Raw genomic sequence first — 24399 nt, forward strand, 5'->3', positions numbered from 1 at the left:
GTAGGGACAGCCCTACCCCGGAGGCTCGTGCGGGAGGGATGGCCGGCCCGCACGGCGCCCTTCTACGGTGATCCGTATGGACAGGGACCCCCGGCACCCCAGGGACATGGGGCAGGCACTGACCCACCCGCGCTATCTGCTGTCGTCGTGGCCCTGGCGCGCCGCCGTCTATCTGGCGAGCGGGGCGATCCTCGGGGCCGTCCTGCTGATCGGGCTCGCGGCCTGGGTGACGGCCGGCGGAGTCCTCGCGATCGTGCTCGTGGGGCTGCCCCTGCTCGCGGCCACCGTCCTCACCGGGCTGCCGGTGGCCGCCCTGGAGCGGCGCAGACTGGGCCGGCTGGCGCGAACCGGTGCCGCCGTCCCGCACGAGGACCACCCACACCCCCACCCCCATCCCCTCGCCCCGACGCCCCACATCGATCCCCCCGCCCTCGGGTTGCGTGCCTGGCTCACCACCCGGTTGCGGGAAGGGGCCACCTGGCGCGAGTTCGGTCACACCCTTCTCGTCGCCTGCCTCCTCTGGCCGGCCGAGGCGCTCCTGCTGCTCGTCGCGTTCGTGTCCCCCCTCGCGATGATCGCGACCCCGGTGCTGCTCGCCACGGTCGGTGGCGGGCGTGAGGTGAAGGTGCTGAAGGTGTGGACGGTCACCGGGCAGCCGACGGCGTGCGCCGCCGCCGCACTCGGGGTGCTGCTGCTCGCGGCCGGGGCGTACGTCCTCGGTGCGGCCGCCGCGGCGCGTGCCGCGCTGACGCGGCGTCTGGTCGCCCCGTCCGAGGGCGGCACGCGCGCGAGAGTCGTCGAACTCACCCGCTCGCGCGCCCGCTTGGTCGACGCCTTCGAGGCGGAGCGCCGCCGGATCGAACGCGATCTGCACGACGGCGCCCAGCAGCGCCTGGTCGCTCTCAGCATGAGCCTCGGTCTGGCCCGGCTCGACGCCCCGCCCGGTGGCCCGCTCGCCGCACAGCTCACGCGCGCGTGCGAGGAGGCGGGCGCGGTCCTCGCCGAGCTGCGCGAGCTGATCCACGGCATCCACCCCCAGGTGCTCGCCGACTACGGGCTGGAGGCCGCCGTCGCCGACGCCGCCGACCGCTCCCCGGTCCCCGTGGACGTCGGGTTCGGGTCGCCGCTGCCCCGGCTGCCGCAGGCGGTGGAGGCCGCCGCGTACTTCGTGGTCCGCGAGGCGCTCGCCAACGTCGCTCGGCACAGCGCGGCGGGGCGGGCCCGTGTCGCGGGGGAGTACGGCGACGGACGGCTCGTCCTGGAGGTGGCGGACGACGGCCGCGGCGGCGCGGACCCCGGCCGGGGCACCGGCCTCACCGGTCTCGCCGACCGGGTGTCAGTGCTCGATGGAAGACTGTCCGTGACCAGTCCGACGGGCGGACCGACCCTGCTGCGTGTGGAGATCCCTTGCCAGCCGACACCGAAGCCGACATCGACGCCGAAACCGAAGCCGACGCCGGGGCCCGCACCGGAGGACGGGCACTCCGGGTGGTCCTCGCCGAGGACGGAGTCCTCCTCCGCGACGGCCTGACGGCCCTGCTCACCCGGTTCGGCCACGAGGTCGTCGCGGCCGTCGGCGACGCCCCCGCCCTCCTCGCCGCCGTCGCCGAACACAGCCCCGACGTGGTCGTCACCGACGTCCGTATGCCGCCCGCCTTCCAGGACGAAGGACTGCACGCGGCGGTCCGGCTGCGTGCCGAGCGCCCCGGCCTGCCCGTCCTCGTCCTCAGCCAGTACGTCCAGCGCGCGTACGCCGCCGAGCTCCTCGACTCCGGTGACGGCACCGGGGTCGGCTATCTCCTCAAGGACCGGGTCGGCCAGGTCGAGGAGTTCGTGACCGCCCTGCACGAGGTGGCGGCCGGCGGCACGGTCGTCGACCCGGAAGTCGTACGGCAGCTGCTGCGCCGCCGCCGCGACCCGCTGGCCCGCCTGACTCCGCGCGAGCGGGAGGTGCTGGCGCTGGTGGCCGAGGGCCGGTCCAACGGCGCGATAGCCAGGGCACTGGTGGTCTCCGAGGCGGCCGTCGGCAAGCACATCGGCAGCATCCTCACCAAGCTGGACCTGCCCCCGGCGGACGACACCCATCGCCGGGTGCTCGCGGTGCTGGCCTACCTCAGGGGCTGAGTCACCCCGAGACGAGCGGCTTGGCGAAGCACCGGCTCGAGTCGTACTCCCGGTAGTAGCCGAACTTGGTGCACGGCGCGTACCCGCTGGAGGTGTACAGGGCGATCGCCTCGGGCTGCTCGGTGCCGGTCTCCAGGACCATCCGCACCCGGCCGGCCGCCCGCGCGTCCTCCTCCAGGGCGGTCAGCATCCGCCGCGCCAGCCCGCGCCCGCGCATCTCCCGGATCACGAACATCCGCTTCAGCTCGGCGTCGCCGTCCTCGTTGCCCTCGCCGTTGCTGTCCTGGCTGCGCCAGCCGCCGGTGGCCACGGGCCGGTCGCCCTCGTCGTAGGCGATGAGGTAGACGCCGCCCGGCGGCTCGAAGTGGGACGGTTCCAGAACCGTTGCGTCGCCGCCGTCGCCGTAGCGCTCGTGGTACTCCGCCTGGACCTCGTCGTTGAGCGAGACGGCGTCGGGGTGGTCGAAGGACACGCGGCGTATGTTCATGCTGATCACAGTACGTCTATGCACAATCGTGGTGGAATCTGCTGTCAGGGCCTCGTCCAGTGTGCCGGTATCGTGCCCGGGTGCTGACTGTGACCTCCGTCAATGTGAACGGGCTGCGTGCCGCCGCGAAGAAGGGCTTCGTCGAGTGGCTCGCGGACACCTCCGCCGATGTGCTGTGCCTGCAGGAGGTGCGCGCCGAGCCGGAGCAGCTGCCGGAGGCGGTCCGCGCGCCCGAGGGCTGGCACGTCACGCACGCCCCCGCCGCCGCCAAGGGCCGGGCCGGCGTCTCCCTCTGCACGCGCCGTGAACCGGACGCCGTGCGCGTCGGTTTCGGTTCGTCCGAGTTCGACGGCAGCGGAAGGTACGTGGAGGCCGACCTGCCCGGTGTGACGATCGCCTCCCTCTACCTCCCCTCCGGCGAGGTCGGCACCGACCGGCAGGACGAGAAGGTCCGTTTCATGGACGCGTTCCTCGTCCACCTGAAGGACCTGCGCGCGCGTGCCGCCGCCGACGGCCGGGAGGTCCTGGTCTGCGGCGACTGGAACATCGCCCACCAGCAGGCCGACCTGAAGAACTGGCGCTCCAACACCAAGAACTCCGGCTTCCTGCCGCAGGAGCGGGAGTGGCTGACCAAGGTCTACGCGCCCGGGGACGGCGGCTACGTCGACGTCGTACGCGCCCTGCACCCGGACGTGGAGGGGCCGTACACGTGGTGGTCGTACCGGGGGCGGGCCTTCGACAACGACTCGGGGTGGCGCATCGACCTCCATGTCGCGACGCCCGGCCTCGCGGACAAGGCCGTCAAGGGCTTCGTGGAGCGCGCCGCCACCCACGCCGAACGCTGGTCGGACCACGCGCCGGTCACGGTGGTCTACGACCTCTGACGACCACAGGTCACCGAGGAGATTCGTCGGCCCCGTCGGGTTGGTCCGTCCTCCCGGCGCCGTCGCTCCCCCCGGCTTCCTTCCGCAGCCGCCGGTCCAGTGCCAGTGACAGTTCCGCCTCGACCACGCTCCTCGCCAGTGGCCGCAGACGGGGCAGGTCGGATTCGGGTGCGTGGCGGAGGACCAGGGTGGTGAAGAGGTCGGCGAGGGCGTCGGCGTGGGCGCGGACGCGGGCGCCGGCCGCGAGGACCTCGGCGAGCGGGATGCCCTCGCGGACCAGGGCGGCGGAGACGTCCAGGAGGCGGCGGCTGATGTGGACGATGTCGTCGCCGTCGGTGCCGAGGTAGCCGAGTTCGAGGGCGGCGGCGAGGTTCTCGGGGGTGACCTGGCCCTCGAAGCGGGCGGCGAGCTCCTCGGGGGTGAGGCGGATGGGCTCCTCCTCGGTGGGCCCGCAGACGCCGATCAGGTCGGCCACGTCCCGCCCGTGGTCGAGGGCGTCGGCCAGCTCCGCGATGCCGTTCAGGGTGTGGCCGCGCTCCAGGAGGGCGGCGATGGTGCGCAGCCGGGCCAGGTGGTGGTCGTCGTACCAGGCGATACGGCCCTCGCGGCGTGGCGGCCCGAGCAGTTTGCGCTCACGGTAGAAGCGCAGGGTGCGCATGGTGATGCCGGCCTGGCCGGCCAGCTCCTCCGCCCGGTATTCGCGCTTGTCCGCCACGGCGGAAGCCTATGTCGAACCGCCGGTAACTTTCCTTCCCCGGGCCCTACCGCTGAGTACGGAGCTGCTCTACAGTCCGATTGCGCCAGCGTTCACTGGCGCGGTTGCGAGGAGTCGTCGCGCCGAGGCGTCGTACGGCAGGAGGAGTCGGCATGACCGAACACGTGCGGGTCGCGGTGATCGGGTCCGGGTTCGGCGGCCTGGGGGCCGCCGTGCGGCTGCGCCGCGAGGGGATCACCGACTTCGTCGTGCTGGAGCGCGCCGACGCCGTCGGCGGCACCTGGCGCGACAACAGTTACCCGGGATGCGCCTGTGACGTGCCCTCCCACCTCTACTCCTTCTCCTTCGCGCCCAACCCGGACTGGCCGCGCACCTTCTCCGGGCAGGAGCACATCCGCGCCTACCTGGAGCACGTCACGGACACGTTCGGGCTGCGGCCGCATCTGCGGTTCGGCCGCGAGGTCCGGCGCATGACCTGGGACGCGCAGGAACTGCGCTGGGACATCGAGACGAGCGCCGGGCGGTACGTCGCCGACGTGGTCGTCTCCGCGACCGGGCCGCTGTCCGATCCCAAGGTGCCGGACGTGCCCGGCCTCGGCACCTTCCCCGGCGAGGTCTTCCACTCCGCCCGCTGGGACCACGGCCACGACCTCGCCGGCAAGCGGGTCGCGGTGATCGGGACGGGTGCCTCCGCGATCCAGATCGTGCCGGCCCTCCAGCCGGACGTCTCGCGGCTGACCCTGTTCCAGCGCACCCCGCCGTGGGTGCTGCCGCGCGTCGACCGGGCCGTCAGCGGCGCCGAGCGCGCCCTGCACCGGGCGCTGCCGTTCACCACGCGGCTGCGGCGCGGACTGCTGTGGGGCATCCGTGAGCTCCAGGTGCAGGCGTTCACCAAGCACCCGAACGAACTCGGGTTCGTCGAGCGGCTCGCCAAGGTCCACCTGGCCCGCTCGATCAAGGACCCGGTCCTGCGGGCCGGGCTCACCCCCGACTACCGCATCGGCTGCAAGCGGATCCTGCTGTCGAACACCTACTATCCGGCCCTCGCGCAGCCGAACGTCGACGTCGTCGCGAGCGGGCTCAGCGAGATCCGCGGCTCCACGCTGGTGGCGGCCGACGGCACCGAGGCCGAGGCCGATGTGATCGTCTTCGGTACGGGGTTCCACGTCACGGACATGCCGATCGCCGAGCGGGTGGTGGGCGCCGGCGGGCGGACCCTCGCGGAGAGCTGGAAGGACGGGATGGCCGCGCTGCGCGGCGCGTCCGCCGCCGGCTTCCCCAACTGGATGTCGATCATCGGCCCCAACACCGGTCTCGGGAACTCCTCGATGATCCTGATGATCGAGTCCCAGCTGAACTACATGGCGGACTATCTGCGGCAGCTGGACGTCCTCGGAGGGCGTGGCGCCCTCGACGCCCGGCCCGGCGCGGTCGACGCCTGGCACGCGCGCGTGCAGGAGCGTATGAAGAGGACCGTGTGGAACACCGGCGGCTGCACCAGCTGGTACCTCGACGCGAACGGCCGCAACACCACCGTCTGGCCGGGCACGACGAGCGAGTTCCGGCGCGCGACCCGGCGCGTGGACCTCTCGGAGTACGAGCTGCTGCGGGCCCCCGCCCCGGCGGCAGCGGCCCCGGCGGCGGCCCCGACGGCACAGGTCCTGGACGCCGCCGGGAAGAGCGAGGTCACCGCATGAGGACCAGCGGGAGCGCGCAGCCCGCCCGCGAACTCACCGCCGTGTCCGCCGACGGCACCCGGCTGCACGTCGAGGTGCACGGCCCGGAGGACGCGCCCCCGGTCGTCCTCGCCCACGGCTGGACCTGCTCGACCGCGTTCTGGGCGGCCCAGATCGGGGACCTCGCCGCCGACCACCGGGTCGTCGTCTACGACCAGCGGGGCCACGGACGCACCCCGCCGTCGCCGGTGTGCAGCACGGACGCGCTCGCCGACGACCTGGAGGCGGTGCTCGCCGCGACCCTCGCGCCCGGTGAACGCGCGGTGCTCGCCGGGCACTCGATGGGCGCCATGACCGTGCTGGCCGCCGCCGCGCGCCCCCGGGTGCGGGAGCACGCGGCGGCCGTCCTGCTGTGCAGCACCGGCGCCTCGCGGCTGGTCGCCGAGTCCACCGTCGTACCGCTGCGGCCGGGCCGGCTGCGGACCTGGCTGACCGGGCGGGTCCTCGGCTCGCGGGCACCCCTGGGGCCGGTCACGCCGGTCGCGAAGTCGGTCCTCAAGTACGCGACGATGGGCGCCGCTTCGGCCCCGCACCTGGTGGAGCGGTGCGCGCGGATCGTGCACGCCTGCCCGCGACAAGTGCGGCACGCCTGGTCGCGGGTGCTGAGTGCGCTCGATCTCGACCACGCCGTGGGGGAGTTGCGGGTGCCGACGGCCGTCGTGGTCGGCACCGAGGACCGGCTGACCCCGCCGGTGCACGCGCACCGGATCGCGGCGGCGCTGCCGCACTCCCTGGGCGTCACCGAACTGCCCGGACTCGGCCATATGACGCCGGTCGAGGCGCCCGGGGTGGTCACGGGCAGGATCCGGGAACTCGTCGTCACGTATACGCAGTTGAAGGAGGGCGCATGAACAGGGTCGGACTTGAGGGACAGGTCGTCGTCGTCACCGGCGCGGCGCGCGGGGTCGGTGAGCTGCTCGCCCGCAAGCTCTCCGCGCGCGGGGCGACCCTCGCGCTGGTGGGGCTGGAGCCGGACGCGCTCAAGCAGGTCTCGGAGCGGCTGCACGGCGACAGCGGTCACTGGTACGCCGACGTCACCGACCACGAGGCCATGACCCGGGTCGCGGCGGAGGTGAAGGAGCGTTTCGGCAAGGTGGACGTCGTCGTCGCCAACGCCGGTGTGGCCTCCGGCGGTCCGTTCGCCGACTCCGATCCGGAGTCCTGGCGCCGGGTCATCGAGGTGAACCTCATCGGCTCGGCGGTCACGGCCCGCGCCTTCCTCCCGGCGCTGCTGGAGAGCCGCGGCTACCTCCTCCAGATCGCCTCGCTCGCCGCGATCACGCCCGCGCCGATGATGACGGCGTACTGCGCCTCGAAGTCCGGGGTGGAGGCGTACGCGCACAGTCTGCGGGGCGAGGTCGGCCACCGGGGGGTGCGGGTCGGCGTGGGCTATCTGTCCTGGACCGACACCGACATGGTGCGCGGCGCCGATCAGGAGCAGGTCATGCGGGAGTTGCGGCAGCGGCTGCCGTGGCCGTCGAACAAGACGTACCCGCTCGGGCCGGCGGTGGACCGGATCGTCGCCGGCATAGAGCGGCGGTCGTCCCATGTGTACGGGCAGTGGTGGCTGCGGGGGATGCAGGGCGTACGCGGCTACCTCCCCGGGATCATCGGGACCGTCGGGCAGCGGGAGATGAGGCGGTTCGCGCCCAGGTTGCAGGGGATGCGGACGGGGTTGGTGGGCGCGGGCGGCGAGGCCGACGAGGCGGCCCGCGCTACGCACCGTAGTTGATCGACATGCGCAGCGTGTCCGCCCGTGTGAATCTGGTCGAGGCCCCAGCACGGGGCCGGATCCCCTCATCTCCCTACAGGAGTGAACCCACATGGGTATGAAGGACAAGATGCAGGACCAGTCCCAGCAGTGGCAGCAGCAGGCCAAGCAGAAGGCCCAGCAGGCCAAGGAGCAGGTCCAGCAGCGTGGCCGCCGGCGGGACACGGAGCCGGAGCCGGAGGCGGAGCGGATGCGGCGTGAGGACGAGGACCGGCTGGACCGGGACTACGACGCGTAGGCGCTGCGCTCGGCTTTGGCCGTGAACGTGGGGTGCCCTTCCCTTGCCGGGGAGGGCACCCTGCGTTTCTGGCCCTGCGTTTCTGGCCCTGCGTTTCTGGGCTTGCGTTTCTGAGGCTGCGTTTCTGGTTGGTTCCGCGGGCGTGGTCGGGTGCGGGGTGGTGGGGGCTTGTCGCGCGGTTCCCCGCGCCCCTTGGAGGTGTGCGGGGTCAGGTGCGGGGTGGGAGTTTGGGGCGGGTGCGGTTTGGGGCGGTGCTGTAGTCCGGTGGGGACGCCGGGGGGTGGGTGTCGAGGAGGTCCAGGGCGAGGCGGACCGCGTCGTCGAGTTGGGCGTAGCGGCCCTCCGCCCAGTCCAGAGGGGTGCGGAGGATCTCCAGGTCGGGCAGGACGCCGCGGTTCTCGATGCTCCAGCCGTAGGCGTCGAACCAGGCCGCGTTCATGGGGACGGTGATGACGGTGCCGTCGCCGAGCTGGTGGCGGCCGGTCATGCCGACGACCCCGCCCCAGGTGCGCTGCCCCACCACCGGCCCGAGCTTGAGCAGTTTGAACGCGGCGGTGATCATGTCGCCGTCCGAGGAGGTCGCCTCGTCCGCGAGGGCGACGACCGGGCCGCGGGGGGCGTTCGAGGCGTACGACACCGGCTGGGCGTTGCGGGTGAGGTCCCAGCCGAGGATCGTGCGGGTCAGCTTCTCCACGACGAGTTCGCTGATGTGGCCGCCCGCGTTGCCGCGCACGTCCACGATGAGCGCGGGCCGCGACACCTCCATGCGCAGGTCGCGGTTGAACTGGGCCCAGCCGGAGCCGCCCATGTCGGGGATGTGGAGGTAGCCGCACCGGCCGCCGCTCAGCTCCCGCACCACCTCGCGCCGTTTGGCGACCCAGTCCTGGTAGCGCAGGGGGCGCTCGTCGACGAGGGGGACCACGGCCACGCGCCGTGCGCGCCCCGCGGTGCCCTCCGCCGGGGTGAACGTGAGCTCCACCGTCGTACCGCCCGCCCCCGCGAGGAGGGGATACGGGCCGTGCAGCGGGTCCACGGGGCGGCCGTCGACGTGGGTGAGCACCGCGCCCTCGCGGATGCCGGTGCCCGCGAGTGGCGAGCGGGCCTTGGAGTCGGAGGAGTCGCCGGCCAGGATGCGCTTGACGGTCCAGCCGCCGTCGCGCCGTACGAGGTTGGCGCCCAGCAGGCCCTGGCGGCGCTGGTAGTGCGGTGGCCCCTCGTTGCGGCGGGCGGGGGTGACGTAGGCGTGCGAGGTGCCCAGTTCGCCGAGGACCTCGCGCAGCAGGTCGGCGAACTCGTCGGGGGAGGCGACCCGTTCGACGAGCGGGCGGTACTGGTCGAGCACCGCGTCCCAGTCGATGCCGCACATCCCCGGGTCCCAGAAGTAGGCGCGGATGAGCCGGCCCGCCTCCTCGTACGCCTGCCGCCACTCGGCGCCGGGGTCGACCTCGTGCAGGATGCGGCGCAGGTCGATCCAGACGGTGGTGTCGAGGTCGCCGGACTCGCTCGACGGCACGGCCCGCAGCTCGCCCTCGTCGACCACCACGAGCCGGGTGCCGTCGCCGCTGACCCCGAACCAGTCGAGGTGGCCGACGAGTTCGGACTTCTTGGCCTTGCTGACGGTGAAGTGCTCCAGGGTGGGCCGCCCGCTCATGTCGTCCGGGTTGGCGAAGGTCTCGCCGAGCGCGCCGGAGATCGGCCAGCGCAGCCAGACCAGTCCGCCGCCCGCGACCGGGTGCAGCGAGGAGTACTTGGAGGCGGGCACGGGGAACGGGGTGACCCGGTTCTCCAGGCCCTCGACCTCCACGGTCACGGTCCCGTCGGCGCCGCCCTCGTCCTCCTCCACCGGGTCGAGTCCCCCGGCGGCCGGCCGGCCCTCCGGGGTCAGCGCGAACGGGGACGGGGTCGCGGAGGACAGGGGCACGAGGTACGGGCGGCAGCCGAGCGGGAAGGAGAGGTCGCCGGTGTGGACGTCGTACACCGGGTCGAAGCCGCGCCAGGAGAGGAAGGCGAGGTAGCGGCCGTCCCGGGTGAACACGGGGTTCTCGTCCTCGAAGCGGCCGTTGGTCACGTCGACGATCAGCCGCTCGCCCTGTCCGACGCCGGGGATCCGGGCCATCTTGATCTGCCGCAGGGATCTGCCGATGCCGGGGTGCGACCAGGTCAGCCAGGTCCCGTCGGGGGAGAAGGCGAGGTCGCGGACCGGCCCGTTGACGGAGGTGATCAGCTCGGTGACCTCGCCGTTGGAGTCCTCGGTCGCGTCGACGAGGAGCAGCCGTCCGTCGTGCGCGGCGATGGCGAGCCGCTCGCCGTCGGGGTCGGCGACCATCTCCAGGACCCGGCCCAGGTCACCCGAGGCCAGCCGGCGCGGCTCGCGGTCCCCGCTGGCGCGCGGGAGGTAGGCGATCTCGACGGCGTCCTCGCCCTCGGCGTCGGTGACGTACGCGACCTGTCCGCCCGAGCCGAGCATCTCGGGGACCCGTACCCGTACCCCGGGCGTGTCGGTGATGGTCCGGGCGGGGCCGTCGCGGTGGGTGAGCCAGTACAGGCTGCCGCGGACCACGACGGCGCTCGCGCGGCCGGTCTCGTCGACCGAGAGGCCGTCCACGTGCTGGGCGGCCGGGATCTGGTAGCGGCGCCGGCCGGCCCGCTGGCCGCCCATCCGTACGTCGATCCGGCGGGGCTCGGAGCCGGCGGCGAGGTCGTCGACGATCCACAGGTCGCCGGCGCACTGGTACACCACGCGCGTGCCGTCGGTGGCGGCGTGGCGGGCGTAGAAGGCGTCGTGGTCGGTGTGCCGGCGCAGGTCGGAGCCGTCGTGGGCGCAGGAGTAGAGGTTGCCGACGCCCTCGTGGTCGGAGAGGAAGGCGATCCGGCCGCCGGCGAAGAGGGGCGAGTGGAGGTGGCCCTCGAGGTCCTCCAGGAGGCGCTGTCCGTGCAGCCACAGGCGGCCCGTGGCGCCGCCCCGGTAGCGCTTCCAGCCGGCGGGTTCGTGCGGGGGAGTGCCGGTGAGCAGCAGGGTCCTGCGTTCGTCGTCGAGGTCGGCGACCTGGATGTCGGAGACCGGGCCCCAGGGCAGTTTGCTGCCGGGGGAGCCGTCGACGGGGACCTTGTAGGCCCAGGTGAAGTAGGAGAAGGGTTCGCCGTGGGAGGCGACGGCGAGGATGTCGCCGTCGGGGGTCCAGCCGCACACCTGGGTGTCGGGGCTGCCCCAGTAGGTCAGCCGGCGTCCGGGGCCGCCGTCCACCGGCACCAGGTGGATCTCGGGGACGAGACTTCGCCAGCTCGTGTACGCGAGGTGGCGGCCGTCGGGGGAGAAGCGGGGGTGTCCGGTCTTCGTGCGGTCGACGGTGAGCCGCCAGGCACGGTCCGGGCCGTCCAGCCGGGTCAGCCAGAGGTCGTCCTCGGCCACGAAGCACAGGAGGTCACCGCTGAGATGGGGCAGGCGCAGATAGCTCACCTCCCCATGCTTTTCCGGCGAAACGGGCCGGGCAACTTCTCGGGGCCCGCGGTCCGCGTTTATGCGGCCTTCACGGACGTGAGTCAGCACACGTACGAAACGGTTTCGTTTCGTTGGGTCTCGGGGTATCTTCATGGATGTACGCGATGGACGTACGGGACCAGTAGGTGACGGAGCCGAAAGGTGAGCGGGATGACCGAGACCGCAACCGCGCGTCGCAGTCGGATCACACCCGAGCGCGAGGCCGAGCTGTACGGCGCCGTGCTCGATCTGCTCCGCGAGGTCGGCTACGACGCCCTGACCATGGACGCCGTCGCCGCCCGCACCCGTTCCAGCAAGGCCACGCTCTACCGCCAGTGGGGCGGCAAGGCCGAGCTGGTGGTCAAGGCCATCAAGCACGACAAGCCGGGACTGGCCGACGAGGTCGACACCGGCTCGCTCCACGGCGACCTGCACGCGCTGATGTCGCGCGAGGACGACTGCACCATGGAGCGCAACTCCGCGCTGATGCGCGGGGTGGCCATGGCGATCCACAACGACGGGCATCTGCGCGAGGTGTTCCGCAGTCAGCTGGTCGAACCCGAGATGGCCGCGTTCCGGCGCGTCCTGCAGCGGGCCGTCGACCGGGGCGAGATCCGAGCGGACTGCCCGGCCCTGGAGTTCCTCATCCCCATGATGGTCGGGGCCTTCGCCACCCGGGCGCTGATCGACGACCAGCCGCCCACCCGGGCCTACCTCACCTCGTACGTCGACGCCGTGGTCCTCCCCGCCCTCGGCGCACCCATCCGCTGACCCTTTCCCACCGCCCCACCTGTATCCACCGCCCCACCTGACGTCACCGCTCACGTCGTCGGGCCGATCACCCCTGCCTCCCCCCTGTGGGCTGATCACCCCTGCCCTGAAACCCACGACTGACCGGGAGTACGCCTCCGTGGCCACGTTCCTCTATCGACTCGGCCGGTTCTCGTTCCGGCGGCGGCATTTCGTCGCCCTCCTCTGGATCGCCCTGCTGACGCTCGCCGGCGTCGGTGCCGCCTCCGCGCCCGCCGCGGGGTCCTCCTCCTTCTCGATCCCCGGCGTCGAGGCCCAGAAGGCCTTCGACCTGCTGGAACAGCGCTTCCCCGGCTCCAGCGCCGACGGCGCCACCGCGCGGGTCGTCTTCAAGGCGCCCGACGGGCAGAAGATGACCGACGCCGCCCAGAAGGCGACCGTCGAGAAGACCGTCAAGGAGCTGGGCGACGGCTCCGAGGTCGTCTCCGTCACCGACCCCTACACGACGAACGCCGTCAGCAAGGACGGCACGGTCGCGTACGCCTCCGTGAAGTACGAGGTCTCCTCCGTCGAGCTGAAGGACTCCTCCAAGGAAGCCCTGGAGACCACGGCCGACAAGGCCAGGGACGCCGGGCTGACCGTCGAGATGGGCGGCGACGCCCTCCAGGCCGAACCCGAGCAGGCCGCCACCGGTGAGATCATCGGCCTGGCGCTCGCAGCGGTCGTCCTCGTCGTCACCCTCGGCTCGCTCGTCGCCGCCGGACTGCCCCTGCTGACCGCGGTCATCGGCGTCGGCATCGGCGTCTCCACCATCACCGCGCTCGCCAGCGCGCTGGACCTCGGCGACACCACCTCCACCCTCGCCCTGATGATCGGTCTCGCGGTCGGCATCGACTACGCGCTGTTCATCGTCTCCCGCTACCGCGCCGAGCTCGCCGAGGGCCGCAGCCGCGAGGAGGCGGTCGGCCGCGCGACCGGCACCGCCGGTTCGGCCGTCGTCTTCGCCGGTCTCACCGTGGTCATCGCCCTCGCCGGTCTCTCCGTCGTCGGTGTCCCGATGCTGACCAAGATGGGGCTCGCCGCGGCCGGCACGGTCGTGGTCGCCGTCCTCATCGCCCTCACCATGATCCCGGCGCTGCTCGGGTACGCGGGCCGCAAGGTCAAGCCGGCCGGCGAGAAGGGCAAGCGGTTCGGACGCCGTACCGCCGAGGACACGGCAGGGGACGTGCGCGGCGACACGCGCGGCGACACGGCCGGGGACACGGCCGGGGCCGCGAGGCCCAACATGGGCGCCCGCTGGGCCAGCTTCGTCGTGCGCCGTCCCGTCGCCGTGCTGCTGCTCGGCGTGGTGGGCCTCGGCGCGATCGCCCTGCCCGCCACCAGCCTGGAGCTGGGCCTGCCCGACGACGGCTCGCAGCCGACGTCCACCACCCAGCGCCGCGCCTACGACCTGCTCTCCGAGGGCTTCGGCCCCGGCTTCAACGGCCCGCTGATGGTCGTCGTCGACGCCAAGGGCAGCGACGACCCCCAGGCCGCGGCCACCGCGGTGAGCGACGAGGTCAAGGGCCTCAAGGACGTCGTCACCGTCACCCCCGCCACCTTCAACAAGGCCGGCGACACCGCGATGATCACAGTCGTCCCGGACTCCAAGCCGTCTTCGACCGGCACCGAGGACCTGGTGCACGCCATCCGCGCGGCCGGCACCGGGGTCACCGCCGACACCGACGCCAAGGTGCTGGTCACCGGTACCACGGCCATGAACATCGACTTCTCGCAGAAGCTCACGGACGCCCTGATCCCGTACCTGGCCCTGGTGGTGGGCCTGGCCTTCCTCCTGCTGATCGTGGTCTTCCGGTCGATCCTGGTCCCGCTGAAGGCCGCCCTCGGCTTCCTGCTCAGCGTGCTGGCCGCGCTCGGCGCCGTCGTCGCGGTCTTCCAGTGGGGCTGGCTGGCGGGCCTGATCGGCGTCGAGGAGACCGGCCCGATCATGTCGATGATGCCGATCTTCATGGTCGGCGTGGTCTTCGGCCTGGCCATGGACTACGAGGTGTTCCTCGTGACCCGGATGCGCGAGGCGTACGTCCACGGCGAGAGCCCCGGCCAGGCCGTGGTGACCGGGTTCAGGTACAGCGCCCGGGTGGTCGCCGCAGCCGCGGTCATCATGATGGCCGTCTTCGCCGGCTTCATCGGCTCCGGCGAGTCGATGATCAAGATGATCGGCTTCGGCCTCGCGATCGCCGTCTTCTTCGACGCGTTCGTCGTCCGCATGGCGATCGTCCCCGCCGTCCTCGCCCTGCTCGGCAAGAAGGCATGGTGGCTGCCGAAGTGGCTGGACCGCGCCCTGCCCAACGTGGACGTCGAGGGCGAGGGACTGCGTACCCCCGCCGACGCCAGGGACACCGATCCCGACGACGACAGGGAGCTCGTACGGGCGTGATCCGACCGCTCGTGTGAAGACCGCCGGTGAGGGTTCCGTGGGGACGGGGCGCCCTCACCGGCTTTTTGTTCGCCTCGCCCGTTGTGACCCACTTTCGGGTGACGGCGGATCGGTACGACCGCCCGGAGGGTAGATCTGACAACGACTCAGAGCGTTCAGTACATAAATGGACAGAGCAGGTTACTGTCACTGAAATATGGATGATTCGTAACGTGAAGCGCCAATCGGATGCTTGCTGGACGTGTGGTGGTCAAGTGTGGGTTCTGCGGCCGATGCGGTCGTAACTCGCACAAAACTAGGAGACCTTGTGTCCGCTTCCGTTGTTTCCGCCCGCAGCCTGGCTGCCGCCACGCTCGCCGCCGCCGCCGTGGTCGGTGCCGTGGCGCTCCCGGCGTCCGCCGCCGGCTACCCCCGTGCCGAGCGGCCGAGGGTGGAGATCAGCGCCGTCCAGTACGACGCGCCGGGCCGTGACGACCGCTCCAACCGCTCCCTCAACAAGGAGTGGGTCGAGCTCACCAACACCACCCGCCACACGGTCAACCTGGACGGATGGACCCTGTCGAACCGGGACGGCGACACCTACACCTTCGACAACTACCGCCTGGCCCCCCGCGCCTCGGTCCGGATTCACACCGGCGAGGGCCGCGACACCCGCACCGACCTGTACCAGGACCTCCGCCGCGAGGTGCTGGACGACCGCAGCGACACGGTCACCCTGCGCAACGACCGCGCCCGCTTCGTCGACGACGAGTCCTGGGGCGGCCGCCGCCACCACGGCGGATACCGTCACCACGGTGACTACCGCCACCACGGCGACTACCGTCACCACGGCGACGAGCGCCGCGACCACGGCGGCGACCGCCACGACCGCGGCGACCGCCACTGATCCACCCTCACCGGCGGCGCGCCCGACCCCCTCTGCCGGGGGCGGGCGCGCCGTCGTTCGTCGTCGAACCGTCCCGCGTCGTGATCGGCGGTATGGCATCATCCCGGCTCAGGCGCCCACGCCAGGGGAGTCCCTGGACCTCGTCGAACAGGCGCCGGGGGAGACCATGAGCGCCACCGAACGCGACCGGTTCGGCGTCGGATGAGCACGCGCGTACGGATACATCAGGTACGGCAGGCCGGCGGCGCCGGGCTCCGGGTGGTCCGGGCCGAGCCCGCCCCCGTACGACTGGCCCTGCGGGACGACCGGCACTGGCTGTCGATGTACGCCGACCGGGAGGGCGCGGGCCGGCTCGTCGAGCTGTGGGCGCTGGCCGCGCGGTCCGCGCACTCGCTGGTGTACCTGCCGATCCGGGCCAACCCGGTGCCGGAGGGTGTCGTCGGTGAGGGCGAACCGGTCGCGCTGGACCTGGTGCTGCTCCACCACAGCCTGCAGTTCCCCACCGCGTCCTGGAAGGACGTACGGGGGCGGCTCGGGGCCGGGAAGCCGCAGACCGTGTCCACCTCCGAGGGGGACCTCCCGGACGGGACGGACGTCGACCACGAACGGTGGCGGCACCAGGAGTACCGCGACCACCTCGACTTCCACGTCGCGGCGCACACCCTCTTCGTCGTGGGCAGCGCCACCGCCTTCCGCGAGCAGGGCGCGGCCCTGCGCGGCCTCGTCGAGGAGGCCCCCTCCCACCTGCACGACCACCCCGGTGGGCACTACTGCGTCGAACTGGGCCCCGGCCCCTGGCCGCACACGAGGACCCGCCGTCACGTACCGGGCCATCTGCACATCCAGTACGCCGACACCTGGCGCGTCTAGGGAAGAACCGCCGTCGCCTCGATCTCCACCAGGTGCTCGGGGATGTGGAGGGCCGCGACGCCCAGCAGGGTGAGCGGCGGGGTCGCGGTGACGCCGAGGCGGTCGGCCGCGCGGGTGACGCCCGCCATCAACGCCGGCATCTTCTCCGGCGTCCAGTCGACGACGTGGACTGTCAGCCGGGTGACGTCGTCGAAGCCGGCGCCGGCTCCGGCGAGAGCGGCGCCGACGTTGACGTAGCACTGCTCGACCTGGGCGGCGAGATCGCCCTCGCCGACCGTGGTGCCCTCGGCGTCCCAGGCGACCTGCCCGGCGACGGAGACGAGCCGGGAGCCGGTCCCTACGGACACCTGGCTGTAGGCGTCGGTCCGCGGCAGTCCGGACGGATTCACGAGCGTGACGGGCATGGGCGCCTGCCTTCCTTGGGAGCGGTCGAGAGCAGCGGTCGTGCGGAGTGGCCGTGCGGAGTGGCCGTGCGGAGCGGCCGTGCTCTCTTGTGGTTACTGGGAAACCGTAGGAGAGTGAGCGCTGACATGGAAGAACGCACTTTTCGGTGACTGGGGAACCCGATGGTGACCAAGCAGTACACGGGCACGCCCGACGAACAGGCCGACCTCAGAAGGGCCGACTCGCTCGGCCGGGAGATCTTCTCGGACGTGGCCAACAAGTGGGCGCTGCTGATCATCGAGGCGCTCGGGGACCGCACCCTGCGGTTCAGCGGCCTGCGCGACGAGGTCGAGGGCGTCAGCCACAAGATGCTCACCCAGAACCTGCGCATGCTGGAACGCAACGGCCTGCTGGTGCGGACCGTGCACCCGACCGTGCCGCCGCGCGTCGAGTACACCCTGACCGAGGCGGGACAGGGACTGCGGGCCACGGTCGACGGGATGTGCGCGTGGACGCACCGCTGGTTCGGGCACATCGAGGACTCCCGCCGCAGCTTCGACGGCTGAGCACGCGGCGGGCAACTCCGTCGCGTGGCCCCTGCGACGACCGCTAGCGTGCCGTGCATGACGACCACCACCGGGGCCCACCCCCGTTTCGCCGAGGCCCTCGCCGAGCTGGGGCTCGCCGAGCTGAACGCCCGCGTGCGGCGCTTCCCGGAGGCGACCCGCACCGCCGCCTAGGCCGCCGCGGCGATCGGGTGCGAGCTGAGCCAGATCTGCAAGTCGCTGATCTTCGCGGCGGACGGCGTGCCGGTGCTGGTGCTGATGGACGGCGCGTCCCGGGTCGACGTGGAGCGGGTGCGCGCGGAACTCGGCGCCGCAGAGGTGACCAGGGCCGGCGCGGGCGTCGTACGGGAGACCACCGGGTACGCCATCGGCGGCGTGCCGCCCTTCGGGCATCGCACCCGCACCCGGGTCCTCGCCGACCGCGGTCTCCTCGCGCACGACGTCGTGTGGGCCGCCGCCGGCACCCCGTACACCGTGTTCCCCATGGCCCCGGACGCCCTCGTCGCCCATGCGGACGCCACCGTCGTGGACGTCCGCGAGCGCACCGCGTGACGCCACTGGTCACCACCGCCGTCCTGCTGGCGGCGGTCACCCACGCCGGCTGGAACGCCATCGCGCACCGGATCACCGACAAGCTGGCCGGCTTCACGCTGATCGCGGGCGGCGGCATGCTCATCGGCCTCGCCCTCGTGCCGTTCGTCGCGTTCCCGGCGGCCGGCGCGTGGCCGTACCTGCTGTCCTCCGCCGTCATCCACATGGCGTACTACGCGCTGCTGATGCGGTCCTTCCGGCTCGGCGACTTCGGGCAGGCCTATCCCCTCGCGCGCGGCTCCGCGCCGCTCGTCGTCACCGTCCTCGCCGCCGTCTTCGCGCACGAGGTGCCGGGCGGCTGGGCGGCCGCCGGCATCGCGGTGTCCTGCGCGGGCCTGACCGGCGTCGCCCTGTGGGGCCTGCGCGGAAGGCGTCCGAACCGGGCGGCGATCGGCGCCGCCCTCGCCACCGGGCTGACGATCGCCGCGTACACGGTCGTCGACGGTCTCGGTGTCCGCGCCTCCGGCTCCTCGCTCGGCTACATCGCCTGGCTGATGGCCGTTCAGGGCGTGGTGATCCCGGCGTACGCCGCCACCCGCTGGCGCGGCGCGACCGTCGCCGTGCTGCGTCCCTTCGCCGCCCTCGGCCTCCTCGGCTCCGCCCTGTCCGTCGCCGCCTACGCCCTCGTCCTGTGGGCCCAGACCCGCGCCGACCTGGCCCCCGTGGCAGCCCTGCGCGAGTCGTCCATCATCGTGGGCGCCGCCATCGGCGCCCTCTTCTTCAAGGAGACGTTCGGCGCCCCGCGCGTCGCCGCCGCCTGCCTGCTGGTCATGGGCATCGGTCTGATGCTGCACGCCGGTTGACCGCCGTGGTGGTGGCCCGCGGTGCCGACGCGGGGACCCTGCGCGCGTTGCGCGTTGCACCACGCGCGCGTGCGGGCGTGGCCCTCCGGCGGGTCGCTGCTGCCGGGCCGGGCCCGCGTGGGTGCGGGTGCCCGTGGGGAGGAGCACCCTGGAAGCAGGAGTTCCGGAGGTGACCGACATGACGCACACCGCTGTGGGATGGCACGTCGAGCTGGAGTTCAAGGAGGACGACCAGCACACGAGCGCCGCCGCGCTGGTCCGGCTGCCGGACGGGACCGAGGTACGGTCCCACGGGCACGCCAGCCGCCACCGGGTCGACAGCAACCAGCCCCGGGTCGGTGAGGAGATAGCGGGCGCCCGCGCCCTCAACGAACTCGCCATGCAGCTGTTGACGAAGGCGCACGGGGAGATCGACGAGGCCTCGGGGCGGACGTCCCACTCGATCAACATCTGAGGCCGTCGGACGGGCGGGATACGCCGGAACGGAGGTGGTCCCGGGGCCCGTCAGGCCACGGCGACCGCCGTCCGGACCGCACGCAGCAGCGCCTGTGCCCTCGGGTCCGCCGTCACGCCGGTGCGCAGGCCATTGGTGACGTAGCCGAGGGCGATGCCCGTCCCGGGGTCCGCGAGGCCGAGCGCGCCGCCGCGGCCGGGGTGGCCGAAGGAGGCGGGGGAGAGCAGCGGCGACGCGCCGCCGTGCAGCATGTAGCCGAGGCCGAACCGGGTGGTGACCACCAGCACCCGGTCCGGTCCGGCGGACTGCTCGGTGCGCGCCAGGGCGGCCGTCTCGGGGACGAAGAGCCGCACGCCGCCGTCGACTTCGCCGATGAGGGAGGCGTAGAAGCGGGCGAGGCCGTCGGCGGTCGCGATGCCGTTGGAGGCGGGCAGGGCGGCCGCGCGGTAGGCGGGGTCGTTCTCGTCGGGCAGCGGGGTGATCGCGGCGAAGGCGCGGCGGGTGAGGGAGGCGGGGTCGGCGTAGGCGTCGGCGACGGACCGTTTGGGCCGGGTCCGCAGCCCGCCGGCCGGTAGGGGCGCGTCGACCGGCCCGACGCGCCCCACGCGCGCGTGGAGCGACTGCGGCAGCCCGAGCCACAGCTCGGCCCCGAGCGGTCCGGCGATCTCGTCGGCGATCCACTCGCCGATCGGCCGCCCGGTGACCCGTCGCACCAGCTCGCCGGTCAGCCAGCTGTAGGTCTGCGCGTGGTACCCGTGGTCGCCGCCCGGCTCCCAGACGGGTGCCTGCGCGGCGACCGCCGCCGCGCCCAGATCGGGGTCGGCGGCCTCGGCGGGCGTCAGCGGCCGGTCGAGGACGGGAACGCCCGCGCGGTGCGCGAGCAGGTGGCGCACCAGCGTGCGTTCCTTGCCGGCCGCCTTGTACTGCGGCCAGTACGTCCCCACGGGCGCGTCCAGGTCCAGGTGTCCGCGCTGGTGCAGCAGCAGGAGTACGGCGGCGGCGACGCCCTTGGTCGCGGAGCGCACGATCTGCGCGGTGCCGTGCTCCCAGGGAGCCGTGCCGTCCACGTCCCGCGTGCCGCCCCACAGGTCGACGACCTTGCGCCCGTCGCGGTAGACGGCGACGGCGGCGCCGCGCTCCCCGAGGGTGGCGAAGTTCCGGGCGAACGCCTCCCGGACCGGCTCGAACCCCTCGGCCACCGCACCGTTCACGTCCACGCCCGCACGTCCCTCTCGTCCCGCTCGACCGGCTCGCCCGGCCCGCTCCGATCACCTTCGGCCTTGCGGTCAACAGGTGCGGCGGGCCTGCGATTCCTGCGTCGCGTCAGCCGAGGATGATCGTTACGTCGATGTTGCCGCGGGTGGCGTTGGAGTACGGGCAGACCTGGTGGGCCGCGTCGACCAGTTTCTCGGCGAGGCCCTGGTCGAGGACGGGCAGCGAGACGCTGAGGGCGACCGCGAGGCCGTAGCCCTTGGTCTTGTTGGGCCCGATGCCGACCTTCGCGGCGACCGTGGAGCCGGTCAGGTCGAAGCCCGCGCGGTTGCCGACGAGGATCAGCGCGTTGTGGAAGCAGGAGCTGTAGCCGGCGGCGAAGAGCTGTTCCGGGTTGGTGCCGTTGCCGTCGCCGCCGAGCTCCGGCGGCATCGCCACCTTCAGCTCGATCTGGCCGTCCTGGCTGGTCACATACCCGTCGCGGCCTCCGTGCGCGGTCGCCTCGGCGACGTACATGATCTTCGTCGGACGGGTGTCGACGGTGTCGACGGCGTCACCTTCGCTCACAGCGGGACCCTCCCCCCTGAAATTTTCCCCGATTACATCGTGCACAAGGTACCGGCCGGTAGGTCTGTGGGTGTCCGGCAGGGGGTGGTAACCGCGGGTAACGTCAGCTCGCGGCGGTCGTCGGGGCTAGTGCCGTGACCGGAAAGGTTCACCGGCTCGCGACGCCCGGCACGGCACCTCGCCGCGTTGTCGCATCACCCGAGTACATCCAGTACGCGGGCGACGCTCCGCCTTGCGATGCGCCGCACCGGACGCCGCGAGCTTCCCGGCGAACCTTTCCGGTCACGGCACTAGCGCGCGCGGCCCGCCGCGCCGTGGGCGCGTTCGGCGAGGCCCCAGAGTTCCTCGCGCAGACGGGCGACCTCGGCCGGCTCCAGGCCGGTCGCGGTCATCAGGGCCCCGGGGACCCTCGCCGCCCGGCCCTTCAGCTCCTCGCCGCGGCCCGTGCAGGCGACGAGGACCGTCCGCTCGTCGCGCCCGGAGCGCTCCCGGCGCACCAGGCCCGCCGCCTCCAGGCGCTTGAGCAGCGGCGACATCGTGCCGTAGTCGAGCCGCAGGGCCGACGCCAGCTCCTTGACGGTGGTCTCGCCGCGCTCCCAGAGGGCCAGCAGCACCAGGTACTGCGGGTAGGTGAGCCCCAGCTCGTCCAGGACGGGCCGGTAGGCGGAGGTCACCGCGCGCTGGGCCGCGTACAGCGCGAAGCACAACTGCTCGTCGAGCAGCGGCGTACGCTCGGCCGTCCGGTTCTCGTCGGTCACGCGCCCATTCGTCACGCACCCATTGTGACGGAGCGCGGGTCGAACCCGAAGGGCAGCTCCAGTCGATGCGCGTTCATCAGGGCCTCGTCGGCGAGGAGTTCGCCCGTGCGGCCGTCCGCGGCGATCACGCCCTCGCTCAGGATCAGCGCCCGCGGGCACAGTTCCAGGGCGTACGGCAGGTCGTGCGTGACCATCAGGACGGTCACGTCCAGGGAGCGCAGGATGTCGGCGAGCTCACGGCGCGAGGCGGGGTCGAGGTTGGAGGACGGCTCGTCCAGGACGAGGATCTCCGGCTCCATCGCGAGGACGGTCGCGACGGCGACCCGGCGGCGCTGGCCGAACGACAGGTGGTGCGGCGGGCGGTCCTTGAACTCCGTCATGCCGACCCGCGCGAGCGCACGGTCCACGCGCTCCTCCAGCTCCGCGCCCTTCAGCCCGGCCGCGGCCGGACCGAACGCCACGTCCTCGCGGACCGTCGGCATGAACAGCTGGTCGTCCGGGTCCTGGAACACGAGACCGACCTTGCGGCGGATCTCCGCCATGTGCCGTTTGCCGACGGGCAGTCCGGCGACCGTCACCGTGCCCGCCCCGCCGGTCAGGATGCCGTTGAGGTGCAGGACGAGGGTGGTCTTGCCGGCGCCGTTCGGCCCGAGCAGCGCGACCCGCTCCCCGCGCGCGACGCTGAAGTCCACGCCGAACAGCGCCTGATGGCCGTCGGGGTAGGCGAAGGCGAGGCCGGAGACCTCCAGTGAAGCAGTCACAGCGTCCATCCCACCACGCAGACGACCAGGGCGGCGACCGGCAGGGTGAAGGCGTACGACCACTGCGCCCGGGACGCGGTCACCTCGTCGATCACGGGCATCGAACCGGCGTACCCGCGGCTGACCATCGCCAGGTGCACACGCTCGCCGCGTTCGTAGGAGCGGATGAACAGCGCGCCCGCCGACTTGGCGAGCACGCCCCAGTGCCGCACGCCCCGGGCCTCGAAGCCGCGTGACTCGCGCGCGATCCGCATCCGCCGCATCTCGTCGGTGATGACATCGCCGTAACGGATCATGAAGGACGCGATCTGCACGAGCAGCGGGGGCAGCTTCAGGCGCTGCAGGCCAAGAAGCAGCTCCCGCAGCTCCGTGGTGGCCGCCAGGAGGACGGAGGCGGCGACACCCAAGGTGCCCTTGGCGAGGACGTTCCAGGCGCCCCAGAGGCCGTTCACGCTGAGCGACAGCCCGAGGACGTCCACCCGCTCGCCCTCCGCCACGAACGGCATCAGCACCGCGAACGCGACGAACGGCACCTCGATCAGCAGACGTTTGAGCAGGAAGCCGGCGGGCACGCGCGCGTGCCGGGCGGCCAGCGCGAGCAGCGCGGCGTACAGGCCGAACGCCCACATCGCCTCCCGGGGCGTCGACACGACGACGACCACGAACGCGAAGACGGCGGCGAGCTTGGTGTGCGGCGGCAGGGTGTGCACGGGCGAGTGGCCGTGCCGGTAGAGCCGGTGCGCGTGTCCCGCTCCCATGCCGTCAGACGTTCTCTACGGCGGTGGGGGCGACGTCCGCGTCACGGCGCCGGCGCACCGCCCAGAACACCGCGCTGCCCGCGACGACGGTCACGCCCACGCCGATCACGCCCGCGAGACCGCCGGACAGCCGGGCGTTCGTGACGTCCTTGACGCCGTAGTCGGCGAGCGGGGAGTCCGCGCTCGCGTGGTCCTCGGTCCTGCGGTCGATGCCGTGGTCGGCGGCGACCTTCTCCAGGCCGTCGGGGTTCGCGGAGGCGTAGAAGCTGACGAAGCCCGCGAGGACCAGGGAGGTGACCAGGCCGGTCACCCACAGTGTGCGCCGCGAGGTGCGCGCCGCGACGGGCGCCGGGTGGGCGGCGGGCACGTCGACCAGTTCGCCGTCGACGCGCAGCTTGAGCCGCTGGTGCAGCCCGCGCGCGCCGTGGACGAGGTCCGGCCGTACGGCGATCACGGCGCCGACCGTCAGCGCGGTGATGGTGGCCTCGCCGAGGCCGATCAGCACATGGACGCCGACCATCGCGGTGGCGACCTTGCCGATCGCCACGTCGGTGGTGCCGCCGACCGCGTACAGCAGCGTGAACGCCACGGCGGCGGCGGGCACGGACAGCAGGGCGGCGGTGAAGGAGGCGACCGTGACCGAGCGGCGGGTGCGCGGCAGCACCTTCACCAGGCCGCGGAAGACGGCGTACGCCACGACCGTCGTCACGATCGCCATGTCGGTGATGTTCACGCCGAGCGCGGTCAGCCCGCCGTCGGCGAAGAGGATGCCCTGCATCAGCAGCACCACGGACACGCACAGGACCCCGGTGAAGGGGCCCACGAGGATCGCGGCCAGCGCGCCGCCCAGCAGGTGGCCGCTGGTGCCCGCCGCGACGGGGAAGTTCAGCATCTGCACGGCGAAGATGAACGCCGCGACCAGACCGGCCAGCGGGGCCGTCCGCTCGTCGAGCTCACGGCGCGCGCCGCGCAGGCTCACGGCGATGGCGCCCGCGGCGACGACTCCGGTCACGGCGGAGGTCGGGGCGTTGATGAATCCGTCGGGTACGTGCACCCGTCGATGATAGAGGCTTAATGCGAACGGTTCGCAAGAGCGAGGCGCTCGTGAATCGCGGCGCGTTTCTCCGCGATATCGCACAGATGAGATAGATCTGCCCGAAGGGGCGCAT

Annotated in this window: 24 protein-coding genes and 1 pseudogene; 15 read left to right on the plus strand and 10 right to left on the minus strand. The window is 72.6% G+C overall.

The genetic code is table 11. The annotated features are described in order from the left end of the window. Positions 1–76: 76 nt before the first annotated feature. On the plus strand, positions 77–1531 hold the full coding sequence (locus U5640_RS26715) for a sensor histidine kinase (RefSeq protein WP_340378270.1): 1455 nt from the start codon (positions 77–79) through the stop codon (positions 1529–1531). Then, on the plus strand, positions 1489–2124 hold the full coding sequence (locus tag U5640_RS26720; RefSeq protein WP_340378271.1) for a response regulator transcription factor: 636 nt from the start codon (positions 1489–1491) through the stop codon (positions 2122–2124). Before U5640_RS26715 ends, U5640_RS26720 begins: the two co-directional genes overlap by 43 nt. Position 2125: 1 nt before the next feature. Here the strand turns inward: U5640_RS26720 and U5640_RS26725 are convergent, their stop codons facing one another. Next, positions 2126–2611, minus strand: coding sequence for a GNAT family N-acetyltransferase (locus U5640_RS26725; RefSeq protein ID WP_340378272.1), 486 nt, complete (start codon positions 2609–2611; stop codon positions 2126–2128). 80 nt (positions 2612–2691) lie between these two features. Here U5640_RS26725 and U5640_RS26730 point away from each other — a divergent pair, with 80 nt between their 5' ends. Then, on the plus strand, positions 2692–3495 hold the full coding sequence (locus tag U5640_RS26730; RefSeq protein ID WP_340378273.1) for an exodeoxyribonuclease III: 804 nt from the start codon (positions 2692–2694) through the stop codon (positions 3493–3495). A gap of 10 nt (positions 3496–3505) precedes the next feature. On the opposite strand, the gene U5640_RS26735 is transcribed toward U5640_RS26730, so the two are convergent. Beyond that, complete coding sequence (locus U5640_RS26735; protein ID WP_340378274.1) at positions 3506–4210, minus strand: MerR family transcriptional regulator; 705 nt, start codon at positions 4208–4210, stop codon at positions 3506–3508. 152 nt (positions 4211–4362) lie between these two features. On the opposite strand from U5640_RS26735, the gene U5640_RS26740 reads away from it, so the two are divergent. From U5640_RS26740 to U5640_RS26755, 4 genes are all read left to right on the plus strand, one after another. After that, complete coding sequence (locus U5640_RS26740; protein WP_340378275.1) at positions 4363–5907, plus strand: NAD(P)/FAD-dependent oxidoreductase; 1545 nt, start codon at positions 4363–4365, stop codon at positions 5905–5907. Next, complete coding sequence (locus U5640_RS26745; protein ID WP_340378276.1) at positions 5904–6797, plus strand: alpha/beta hydrolase; 894 nt, start codon at positions 5904–5906, stop codon at positions 6795–6797. The genes U5640_RS26740 and U5640_RS26745 overlap by 4 nt, the downstream gene beginning before the upstream one ends. Next, positions 6794–7678: an SDR family oxidoreductase gene (locus U5640_RS26750; protein WP_340378277.1), complete on the plus strand. Its 885-nt coding sequence runs from the start codon at positions 6794–6796 to the stop codon at positions 7676–7678. The genes U5640_RS26745 and U5640_RS26750 overlap by 4 nt, the downstream gene beginning before the upstream one ends. Positions 7679–7769: 91 nt before the next feature. Next, positions 7770–7955: a hypothetical protein gene (locus U5640_RS26755; RefSeq protein ID WP_340378278.1), complete on the plus strand. Its 186-nt coding sequence runs from the start codon at positions 7770–7772 to the stop codon at positions 7953–7955. 208 nt (positions 7956–8163) lie between these two features. Here the strand turns inward: U5640_RS26755 and U5640_RS26760 are convergent, their stop codons facing one another. Then, positions 8164–11412, minus strand: coding sequence for a S41 family peptidase (locus U5640_RS26760; RefSeq protein ID WP_340378279.1), 3249 nt, complete (start codon positions 11410–11412; stop codon positions 8164–8166). Between the two features lie 192 nt (positions 11413–11604). Here U5640_RS26760 and U5640_RS26765 point away from each other — a divergent pair, with 192 nt between their 5' ends. From U5640_RS26765 to U5640_RS26780, 4 genes are all read left to right on the plus strand, one after another. After that, positions 11605–12204: a TetR/AcrR family transcriptional regulator gene (locus tag U5640_RS26765; RefSeq protein WP_340378280.1), complete on the plus strand. Its 600-nt coding sequence runs from the start codon at positions 11605–11607 to the stop codon at positions 12202–12204. Between the two features lie 139 nt (positions 12205–12343). Beyond that, the gene (locus U5640_RS26770) at positions 12344–14620 is read left to right on the plus strand and encodes an MMPL family transporter (RefSeq protein ID WP_340378281.1); all 2277 of its coding nucleotides are present in this window, start codon (positions 12344–12346) and stop codon (positions 14618–14620) included. A 307-nt stretch (positions 14621–14927) separates the two neighbouring features. Continuing rightward, positions 14928–15506, plus strand: a complete 579-nt coding sequence (locus tag U5640_RS26775; RefSeq protein WP_340378282.1) for a lamin tail domain-containing protein — start codon at positions 14928–14930, stop codon at positions 15504–15506. Positions 15507–15707: 201 nt separating this feature from the next. Continuing rightward, positions 15708–16376, plus strand: coding sequence for a hypothetical protein (locus U5640_RS26780; protein WP_340378283.1), 669 nt, complete (start codon positions 15708–15710; stop codon positions 16374–16376). On the opposite strand, the gene U5640_RS26785 is transcribed toward U5640_RS26780, so the two are convergent. Continuing rightward, the gene (locus tag U5640_RS26785; RefSeq protein ID WP_340378284.1) at positions 16373–16780 is read right to left on the minus strand and encodes a RidA family protein; all 408 of its coding nucleotides are present in this window, start codon (positions 16778–16780) and stop codon (positions 16373–16375) included. The genes U5640_RS26780 and U5640_RS26785 overlap by 4 nt on opposite strands. Positions 16781–16942: 162 nt before the next feature. Between U5640_RS26785 and U5640_RS26790 the strand changes: the two genes are divergently transcribed. The 4 genes and pseudogenes from U5640_RS26790 (at position 16943) to U5640_RS26805 (ending at position 19174) form a co-directional block, all read left to right on the plus strand. Further along, complete coding sequence (locus U5640_RS26790; RefSeq protein ID WP_340378285.1) at positions 16943–17326, plus strand: helix-turn-helix domain-containing protein; 384 nt, start codon at positions 16943–16945, stop codon at positions 17324–17326. 57 nt (positions 17327–17383) lie between these two features. Further along, positions 17384–17878: pseudogene (locus U5640_RS26795) on the plus strand (YbaK/EbsC family protein). Next, positions 17875–18720, plus strand: coding sequence for an EamA family transporter (locus U5640_RS26800; RefSeq protein WP_340378286.1), 846 nt, complete (start codon positions 17875–17877; stop codon positions 18718–18720). Before U5640_RS26795 ends, U5640_RS26800 begins: the two are co-directional and overlap by 4 nt. A 178-nt stretch (positions 18721–18898) precedes the next feature. Further along, a complete protein-coding gene (locus U5640_RS26805) occupies positions 18899–19174 on the plus strand; it encodes a DUF1876 domain-containing protein (protein ID WP_340378287.1) in 276 nt (91 codons plus the stop codon). Between the two features lie 50 nt (positions 19175–19224). Here U5640_RS26805 and U5640_RS26810 read toward each other — a convergent pair whose 3' ends face one another. From U5640_RS26810 to U5640_RS26835, 6 genes are all read right to left on the minus strand, one after another. Continuing rightward, the gene (locus U5640_RS26810; protein WP_340378288.1) at positions 19225–20391 is read right to left on the minus strand and encodes a serine hydrolase domain-containing protein; all 1167 of its coding nucleotides are present in this window, start codon (positions 20389–20391) and stop codon (positions 19225–19227) included. A gap of 106 nt (positions 20392–20497) precedes the next feature. After that, the gene (locus tag U5640_RS26815) at positions 20498–20953 is read right to left on the minus strand and encodes an organic hydroperoxide resistance protein (protein ID WP_340378289.1); all 456 of its coding nucleotides are present in this window, start codon (positions 20951–20953) and stop codon (positions 20498–20500) included. Positions 20954–21243: 290 nt separating this feature from the next. Then, positions 21244–21711: a MarR family transcriptional regulator gene (locus U5640_RS26820; protein ID WP_340385361.1), complete on the minus strand. Its 468-nt coding sequence runs from the start codon at positions 21709–21711 to the stop codon at positions 21244–21246. An 11-nt stretch (positions 21712–21722) separates the two neighbouring features. Next, positions 21723–22481 carry an ABC transporter ATP-binding protein gene (locus U5640_RS26825; RefSeq protein ID WP_340378290.1) on the minus strand — a complete coding sequence of 253 codons (759 nt, stop codon included), beginning with the start codon at positions 22479–22481 and terminating at the stop codon, positions 21723–21725. Further along, positions 22469–23230, minus strand: a complete 762-nt coding sequence (cbiQ, locus tag U5640_RS26830) for a cobalt ECF transporter T component CbiQ (protein WP_340378291.1) — start codon at positions 23228–23230, stop codon at positions 22469–22471. The genes U5640_RS26825 and cbiQ overlap by 13 nt, the downstream gene beginning before the upstream one ends. 4 nt (positions 23231–23234) lie before the next feature. Continuing rightward, positions 23235–24284: an energy-coupling factor ABC transporter permease gene (locus tag U5640_RS26835; RefSeq protein ID WP_340378292.1), complete on the minus strand. Its 1050-nt coding sequence runs from the start codon at positions 24282–24284 to the stop codon at positions 23235–23237. Positions 24285–24399: the final 115 nt, after the last annotated feature.

This window comes from Streptomyces sp. SS7, assembly GCF_037993025.1.
Taxonomy (GTDB): Bacteria; Actinomycetota; Actinomycetes; order Streptomycetales; family Streptomycetaceae; genus Streptomyces.